Genomic DNA, 308 nt, shown 5'->3' with positions numbered 1-308 from the left:
GATTTAAAAGCCGCTGCTGATGTGTTGCCACAACGTAGTCAATATGCTGCTACAGATATGGGACGCGCTACCCGTGGAGCTGCATTAGGCCTATTGGGAAAGGTTTACCTCTACCAAAGCAAATGGCAAGAGGCACATGATGTATTGAAAACAGTCATCGACGAAGGTGAATATAAATTACTCGACAACTTCGGTGATGTATGGGATGTTGACCATAACAATAGCGAAGAAAGTCTGTTTGAAGTACAATATATGTATGATGGAACTTATGCATTGGGTGGTTCTTTGACTGTTATTACCGGTGCCCG

General features: G+C 43.2%; 1 protein-coding gene. It reads left to right on the top strand.

Translation table 11 applies throughout. The annotated features are described in order from the left end of the window. On the top strand, nt 1-308 hold a 308-nt coding region (locus PZE06_RS27665), incomplete at both ends, for a hypothetical protein (RefSeq protein ID WP_275792349.1).

It is taken from the genome of Robertmurraya sp. DFI.2.37 (assembly GCF_029211245.1).
Classification (GTDB): domain Bacteria; phylum Bacillota; class Bacilli; order Bacillales; family Cytobacillaceae; genus Robertmurraya; species Robertmurraya methanolica_A.
This window is presented reverse-complemented; position numbering and strand designations above follow the sequence as displayed.